The 8,054-nt window shown below is 38.5% G+C and carries 8 protein-coding genes; 3 read left to right on the top strand and 5 right to left on the bottom strand.

Annotated elements, in window-relative coordinates; translation table 11 throughout:
• The coding region (locus ABI367_RS16480; protein WP_462228142.1) for a class I SAM-dependent methyltransferase at positions 1 to 868 on the top strand (868 nt) is incomplete at its 5' end.
• Here the strand turns inward: ABI367_RS16480 and ABI367_RS16475 are convergent.
• Entirely contained in the window at positions 869 to 1,780 is a 912-nt protein-coding gene (locus ABI367_RS16475) for a glycosyltransferase family 2 protein (RefSeq protein ID WP_462228141.1), read from the bottom strand.
• Positions 1,773 to 3,056, bottom strand: a complete 1,284-nt coding sequence (locus ABI367_RS16470; protein ID WP_462228140.1) for an oligosaccharide flippase family protein — start codon at positions 3,054 to 3,056, stop codon at positions 1,773 to 1,775. The genes ABI367_RS16475 and ABI367_RS16470 overlap by 8 nt, the downstream gene beginning before the upstream one ends.
• Positions 3,057 to 3,160: 104 nt before the next feature.
• Here ABI367_RS16470 and rfbD point away from each other — a divergent pair, with 104 nt between their 5' ends.
• Positions 3,161 to 4,021 (top strand): dTDP-4-dehydrorhamnose reductase, encoded by an 861-nt coding sequence (rfbD, locus tag ABI367_RS16465; RefSeq protein ID WP_462228139.1) that lies wholly within the window; start codon positions 3,161 to 3,163, stop codon positions 4,019 to 4,021.
• Between the two features lie 5 nt (positions 4,022 to 4,026).
• Positions 4,027 to 4,887, top strand: coding sequence for a glucose-1-phosphate thymidylyltransferase RfbA (gene rfbA / locus ABI367_RS16460; protein WP_462228138.1), 861 nt, complete (start codon positions 4,027 to 4,029; stop codon positions 4,885 to 4,887).
• Positions 4,888 to 4,953: 66 nt separating this feature from the next.
• Here the strand turns inward: rfbA and miaA are convergent, their stop codons facing one another.
• The 3 genes from miaA to ABI367_RS16445 are packed head-to-tail and all read right to left on the bottom strand — an operon-like array spanning position 4,954 to position 8,038.
• Positions 4,954 to 5,892, bottom strand: coding sequence for a tRNA (adenosine(37)-N6)-dimethylallyltransferase MiaA (gene miaA, locus ABI367_RS16455; protein WP_462228137.1), 939 nt, complete (start codon positions 5,890 to 5,892; stop codon positions 4,954 to 4,956).
• A gap of 51 nt (positions 5,893 to 5,943) precedes the next feature.
• Positions 5,944 to 6,588 carry an IS1096 element passenger TnpR family protein gene (locus tag ABI367_RS16450; RefSeq protein WP_462228136.1) on the bottom strand — a complete coding sequence of 215 codons (645 nt, stop codon included), beginning with the start codon at positions 6,586 to 6,588 and terminating at the stop codon, positions 5,944 to 5,946.
• A 37-nt stretch (positions 6,589 to 6,625) separates the two neighbouring features.
• Complete coding sequence (locus tag ABI367_RS16445) at positions 6,626 to 8,038, bottom strand: CCA tRNA nucleotidyltransferase (protein ID WP_462228135.1); 1,413 nt, start codon at positions 8,036 to 8,038, stop codon at positions 6,626 to 6,628.
• Positions 8,039 to 8,054 lie beyond the last annotated feature (16 nt).

Below are 8,054 nucleotides of genomic sequence, written 5' to 3'. Positions count from 1 at the left end.
AAAACTGTTAAAACGAATAAAAAGATCGATAAGAATTGTTCAGCGTCGGCTACAAAAAGCGTTCCCAAAGCACATTGATCATTTATATGAAGATTCGCCTTATAATAAATTAATGACCAGGCTGGATAAAAAAGAAGATTTTGAGAACTATCAACAATATACCCGGTTTCGTAAATCTTTTGAAGAGCGCCTTTTAAAATTAACAAATACGGGTTACGTCAGCATGTTTGGCAAATTATATTATTTAAACAGGTTCAAAGATCTGTTTAGTTTGCGTGAGGCATGTATGGATAATACGGGTTTAAATTCACGAATGCGTTTTAGCCTGGAGATTATAAACCAATATTTTCAACATGCTAAAAAAGTATATCTTACAGAGCATGATACCGCTTACCATAAGGAATTAGCCAAAACAAATCAATATGATCTGGTTACCAGCGTATATGATTCCGGTGATGTACTGCATCAGGATATGACCAAACTTACCTATAACGATAATTCATTTGATTTATGTCTGTCGTTTGAAGATTTAGAGCATATCCCTGATTATAAATCGGTTATTAAAGAATTACACCGGGTTACAAAACCAGGCGGCAATGTTCTGTTAAGCACTCCTTTTATTATGGAGAATGATAAAACCATTGTTAGGGCAACTATTAATAAAAATGGAGAAGTAACACACCTGTTAGTCCCTGAATATCACGGTGACCCTGTATTACCGTTAGGGATACTTTGTTATTATCATTTTGGGTGGAGCCTGCTGGACGATTTTCGCGACGCCGGATTTTCGTCAGTAAAAGTAGTTACTGGTTATGATATTAATAAACTAATGCTGGATACCTTACTTTTTATAGTTGCCGAAAAGTAGTTAGATCGATTTTTTGGGGGTAAATAATCCTTCTTTAAGTCCTTTAATTAAAAATTTTGCCTTTTCGTTCCGTCGACGGAGTTTAAAATATACCCATAGGGACAAATAATAAAATCCATTATATAATATATTGACCGGATAGAGAAGCGACACCCCATATTTTCTTAAAAACCATATATGGTTCCGACTTATATAGTAGTGGATAACAGGACTTAAAGCGCCTTCTTTTTTTTGTATCGTAGCTGATGCGCCTGCTTCATGGTAAATTTTGCATGATGGTAAATAATGCAGTTCATAACCTTCACCGCGTAACCGGTAAGACAGATCACTATCTTCATAATATAAAAAGAAGTGCTTGTTAAAAAGTCCGGTTTTAGTCAGAGCCGAGTTTCTAACCATCATACAGCAACCTGTTACCCAATTAGCTATTTTATAAGCATCCGGATTAGCCGGATATTGAAGAGGTTTGTCAAAATAAGTTGAACCCAGCACCGGGTTAAAAAGCCCCCGCCCATTCCATATCCGGGTTTTATCATGCATCCAATATATAGCAGGCTGAACAGCTGCCGCCACCACATGCCTATCAAGGTGCATCATTAATTTTATAACAATGTCCTCATCAACCAGCGTATCCGTATTTATTATTAGCGAATAGATATAGCCATTTTCTATGCTGTAAACCAAACCGCGGTTATTGCCTTCGGCAAAGCCCAGGTTTTCTTTATTTTCGATGTAAATAAGATCAGGAAATTGCGTTTTTAATAAAGATAAAGAACCGTCTGTTGAACCATTATCCGCAACCAAAATATCAAACAGTTTTTCATTGCAATAAGTTAATAGCGAATTGATGCAATTAGAGGTATGTATTGGCGTATTCCAGTTAAGTAATATGATTGCTACAGGCTTAGGCATTTTGTATGGCTGTTTTTTTTATAGTATACTCATAGATCAATAATGAGCAAGCTTCAATTATCAGCGTTGATGCCCCTATTAGTATATAATTGCCAATATATGATAATATAAATGCTACAAAAGCAGCAATAACGAACATAATTACAGCGATCCTGAATATATAAATTACGTTATTTTTGATGAGCTGATCAATTACATTTAATACATTAAAGGCAGATACCACCGGCACAAAAGCCATAATCCTTAAAAATAGCACGGCAGTTTCATCATGCTGTTTTGCTAATATATATACAATAAAATCAGCCAATATAAATATTAGGATCGCACCTACAAGGGCCCCGATTGCTATAATGCGTTTCGCTTTTTTTCTATAAGCATTCCATAAGTTGCCGCTTTGTTTATATAGGTGTACCGCGTTGGGGTATATGGCGTTTGAAACAATTATCAGAAAGCCACGGCATTGTGCTATCACCCTGTCGCAAATAGAATAAGCGCCCATTACACTGGCATTACTCCATGTTGCCAGGGCAAATAATACAAGCGATTGCTGAAGGTTGCCTGAAACATTATTTACTGTGAGATAAAAATTATCTTTTGCTGTTTTTAACATCTCGCTTTTTAAAGGGAGATTATAAGATAATTTGAAGAATGCGCCAAAATAGGCCAATAAAACCAGGTAAGTGATAATATTGCCCACACCTAAAATAAAATTAACCCAAAGGGCATTTGCCGGGCTTTTAATAAAAAACAGTAATGTTAAAACAGCAATAACATTAAACAACAGGTTATAAATGTTAAATAGCTTTAATTTTTCGGCACCAAGAAAAAAGCACAGCGGATTAAAGACTTCTGCTAATGCGATAGGTATGGAATACAGGATATACCAATAGTAGGCTATAGGAAAAAGAGGAAAAACTGATAATATTATAGGCAAGATCAATAATATTATTATATAAAGCATGAAAATAACCGCTCTTATACATAAGGTATTGTTAATTGCAGAGCTTAGTTTGCTGGTATCGGTTATATGGTGGGCAACATCCTTTACCGCGGATTGGTTAGTACCATAATTGATAATCGCACCTGCGAATTGAGAAAATTTGTAGGCGAATGTGATGATGCCAAATTCTGCGAGGCCAACAACGCCTGTAATGAGCCTTATGGTAAGAAATATTAATACGATATTAGAAATCTGGATACTACTTAAATTGAAAAAATTAGAAAGGATATTGGTTTCTTTTAATTTATTATAAGAGTTAATTATAAGTTGTTTCAATTTTAGTAGGTTATAATGAAAGCAAATTTAGTTTAATTTAATAATTTATAGACCGTATTAAAAATATAGTAAACATATTTGCTGTTAAATATTAAAAAACTGAAATGGGCAATATTATTGTTTTTGGGGCATCAGGACAATTAGGGCAATGCATAAAAAATGTGGCTGCCGTTAATGAAATAAATAATATCATATTTCCGGCCGAGGCAGAAGCAAATATTTTAGACATGGACGGCCTAAGCGCGGTATTTGAAAAATATAAACCGACGTACGCAATAAATTGTGCAGCCTATACCGCTGTTGACAAGGCCGAGGAAGATACCGATTTGGCTGCAAAAGTAAATGTTACCGGGGCTCAAAATCTGGCTGTGCAATGCAAAAGCCATAAGGCGGTATTGATACATATATCAACTGATTTTGTGTTTAAGGGAGATAGCGCTACCCCACGCGTTGAAACTGATGAAACCAGCCCTATAAGCGTCTATGGCCAAACCAAGTTAGATGGCGAAAAAGCCGTTGAGGCCATTTTGCCAGAACATTTTATTATACGTACAGGTTGGCTGTACTCAGAATATGCCAACAATTTTGTAAAAACCATGCTAAAGCTTGGTACCGATAGGGACGAGTTGCGCATCATAGCCGACCAGGTAGGCACGCCGACCTATGCCATTGACCTGGCCGGGTTTATTTTACATATCATCAGCATCAACAGCAAAAACTACGGCACGTACCATTACAGCAACGAGGGGGTAACATCATGGTTTGATTTTGCACGGGCCATATTTGATATATCCGCAGCAAGTGTAAAAGTAATACCTATTCGTACTGATGAATATCCTACTAAAGCAACACGCCCGGCGTATTCTGTGATGGATAAAAGTAAAGTCAAACAAACATTTAACATAGAAATACCTTATTGGAGAGATAGCTTGATAGCTTGTATCGGCAAATTACAACAACCATAAAAAATATGAAAGGAATTATTTTAGCAGGGGGCTCAGGTACCCGTTTATATCCTATTACCAGGGCTATAAGTAAACAATTAATGCCTATTTACGATAAGCCGATGATATACTATCCGCTATCAGTACTGATGCTGGCTGATATTAAGGATGTATTGATAATTACCACGCCTGAAGATAACGAGAGCTTTAAGCGCTTATTGGGAGATGGTAAGGACATGGGTTGTAACTTTGAATATGCCGTTCAGGAGAAGCCCAATGGGTTGGCCCAGGCTTTTGTAATAGGTGAAAAGTTTATAGGCCATGATAAAGCCGCCCTTATTTTGGGCGATAATATATTTTATGGCAGCGGATTTAGCAAACTTATACAAAGCTTTAATGATGTAGTTGGGGCTGCCATATTTGCTTACCCAGTTGCCGACCCTGAGCGCTATGGCGTAGTAGAGTTTGATGAAAACTTTAAAGCTTTATCTATTGAAGAAAAGCCAAAACACCCTAAATCAAACTTTGCAGTACCTGGATTATATTTTTATGATAACTCGGTTATTGAAGTTGCCAAAAACTTAAAGCCATCACCTCGTGGTGAGTATGAAATAACTGATGTAAATAAACATTACCTGGAGCAGGGCACGCTGCAGGTGGGGGTAATGGATAGGGGCACAGCGTGGTTAGATACCGGTACGTTTGATTCATTAAGTGATGCCAGCGAGTTTGTGCGGGTTATTGAAAAGCGCCAGGATACCAAAATAGGCTGTATAGAAGAGATAGCCTATAAAATGGGTTTTATTGATAAAACACAATTAAAGGCCATTGCGCAAAAATATATCAAGAGCGGCTACGGCCAGTATTTATTGAAGTTGTTGAAGTAACCTGTAGAGACACAATATTTTGTGTCTCTTGCTAAATATGTAATGTGAGACGCAAAATATTGGTAACTATAGTAATTGTTTTTTAAGTAGATCAAGTAAATTTTTATAAAGGTTTTCATCGGCTTGCAGCCAATGGAAACTTTTATCTTTTCTGAACCAGGTTAATTGCCGTTTGGCAAAGTGGCGGGTGTTTTGCTTTATTTTTTCGACAGCTTCGTTTAAAGTGATTTTGCCATCCAGATAATCAAATAGTTCGGTGTAGCCTACGGTGTTTAGCGCGTTTAAGTGACGATAAGGCATAAGGCTTTTAACTTCGTCCAATAAGCCCTGCTGCATCATTATATCAACCCGATTGTTTATACGGTCATACAACCTCTCCCTCGGCATATCCAGCGCTATTTTGATAATATTAAACGGCCTGATATTGGCGTCTGCCTTGCGAAACGATGAAAAGGGTTGCCCCGTGCTTTCAAAAACCTCCAGCGCCCTTATAACGCGTTGCGGATTGTTAATATCCACCTGGGTATAATAAGCATGGTCGGCAAGTTTTAGTTTTTCCTGCAGATAGGAAATTCCTTTATCCTCAAGCTCCTTGTTAAGTTTTTCGCGAATACCTTCGTCGGCATTGGGGATGTTATCAAACCCATCAGTTATGGCTTTAATATACAAGCCGGAGCCTCCAACTAGTATAATCACCTTATGCGTTTTAAAAAGCTCATCAAAAAGCTCAAGGCCCTGTTTTTCAAAATCACCTACCGAAAAGGGTTCGGTTACCGAATGCGAATCCACAAAGTAATGTTTAGCCGCGGCCAGTTCATCAGGCGTAGGTTTGGCAGTACCGATGGCCATTTCACGAAAAAATTGCCTTGAATCGGCAGATACAATTACCGTATTAAAATATTGAGCCAATTGTATAGCAGCCGCTGTTTTACCAATAGCAGTTGGGCCGGCAATTACTACTAAAGTAGGTTTGTAGTTCATGGATGATAGTTCATGGTGCTGCATAACAGTTAGCTAAATATGGCTATGATCCATCATCTATGAACCATCAACTAACTAATAATCGTCGTGAGCTTTGCTGTCATCTTCAAAGCCCTCGTCATCCGCAAACTCGCTTCCAAATTCATCTTCTTCCTCGGTTTCTTCGGCCGGGGTACTAACCACTTCGCCGGTTTCATCTACTTCGGTAAATTCGTCAGCATCGTCATGGTTATAAGCCATTTCATTCAGGAAGTCAAAATCATCATCGGCACTGGCAACAGGCAAATCGGTAGGTATAACACCAGGTATAATTTGCCTTGGTGCATCGCCTACGGATTTTATAACGGCCGGATAGGTTACGCCCGGTGTTTCATCTAAAATGATCTTCATCAGTTCAACATGAAAATCATAGGGGCGGTCAAAATTAAAAGTATAGTAAAATTTTTGGTGCGGGTCATCAATAAAGCTGCTTAACTTTACTTTTTCCATTAATTTAACACCACGGTCAATCCTGCGCTGGTTAGGCAAATAGGTAAACTCTTCGCCTTTTATCCACTGGTCATTACTAATATAAAAAGAAGAAGGGAATTCAGGATTATAGCCTGTTGACTGATGAATTGCTTTATGCAGATCAAGAAATGTCTGGTTCGATTTGATATCGATATCCCGGGTTACCTCGTCATAATCTTCAAAAGTAATTTTAAACCTGTATAGTGCCATTGTTTTGTTTAGAAGCTGTAAAAATATAAGTTTTAATTTAATTTCTGTTTGCCACAACTTTTAAGCCAATTTCTGCGCCTTTTAAAATTGTGTAGTTAATTGCTGCCTCGCGCGAGTTGGAAATTTCGCCTTCAAGTATGGCTTCGCGTATCTGGTTTTTAATAACTCCTACCTCACGACCTTCTTTTATGCCAAAAAGCTCCATAATATCAGTGCCGCTTATTGGCGGCTGCCAGTTGCGTATACTATCGCGCTCCTCAACATCTTTTAATTTTTGTTGTACGGCTTCAAAATTATTTCGGTATTTTTTTACTTTATATTCGTTTTTTGTGGTGATGTCTGCTTTACACAACAGCATTAGCCCCTCAATATCCTCACCAGCCTCAAATAATAACCTTCGCACTGCAGAATCAGTAACTATAGATTGCGACAATACAATAGGCCGTAAATGCAATTGTACCAGCTTTTGCACCTGTTTCATTTTCTCATTAAGCGGCAATTTTAGCTGCGCGAAAATTTTAGGTACCATGCGTGCACCTTTATCCTCATGGCCATGAAATGTCCAGCCGTGGCCGGGTTCAAAGCGTTTGGTGGCCGGTTTGGCAATATCGTGCAATATGGCGGCCCAACGCAGCCAAAGGTCATCGGTAGTTTCGCAAATATTATCCAGCACCTGTAGGGTATGGTAAAAGTTATCTTTATGACCCTTGCCATCTATATAATCAACACCATACAGCGCAACCATTTGCGGGAATATTTTATGCAGCAGGCCGGTATCAAACAAATAGTTAAAACCGATGGATGGTTTTGGTGATAAAATGATCTTATTCAACTCATCAGTAATCCGTTCCTGCGATACGATGCTGATACGGTCTGCATTATTCTTTATAGCCTCAACGGCTACTTCGTCTATCTTAAAATTTAGCTGTGTGGCAAAGCGAATAGCGCGCATCATACGCAATGGATCGTCCGAAAATGTTTCGACCGGGTTTAGCGGCGTACGAATTAACTTTTGCTCCAGGTCGTTTATTCCACCAAAAGGATCCAGCAATTGCCCAAAGGTATCCGGGTGCAAAGAGATAGCTAACGCATTAATAGTAAAATCCCGGCGTTGTTGATCATCCTCCAAAGTCCCGTTCTCCACAATAGGTTTACGCGAATCTAAGCGGTATGATTCTTTACGAGCGCCAACAAACTCAATTTCCAAATCCTGGTATTTAAGCGAAGCGGTACCGAAGTTTTTAAATACGGCTAACCTCACTTTTAGCTTGGCAGCGACAGTTTCGGCAAAGGCAATGCCGTTACCGATTATTACTATATCAATATCTTTTGATGGTCGGCTTAAAAAAATATCGCGCACAAAACCGCCAATAGCATATACCTGCAAGTTTTGCTCGCCTGCCAGTTGCGATATAACGGTAAACACCCGGTGCTTTAAATGCGCTTTCAAAATATCTTGTTTCTTG

The organism is Mucilaginibacter sp. (genome assembly GCF_039935595.1).
Lineage (GTDB): Bacteria > Bacteroidota > Bacteroidia > Sphingobacteriales > Sphingobacteriaceae > Mucilaginibacter.
Note: the sequence above shows the minus strand (reverse complement) of the source record. Positions and strands in the feature narration are given on the sequence as shown.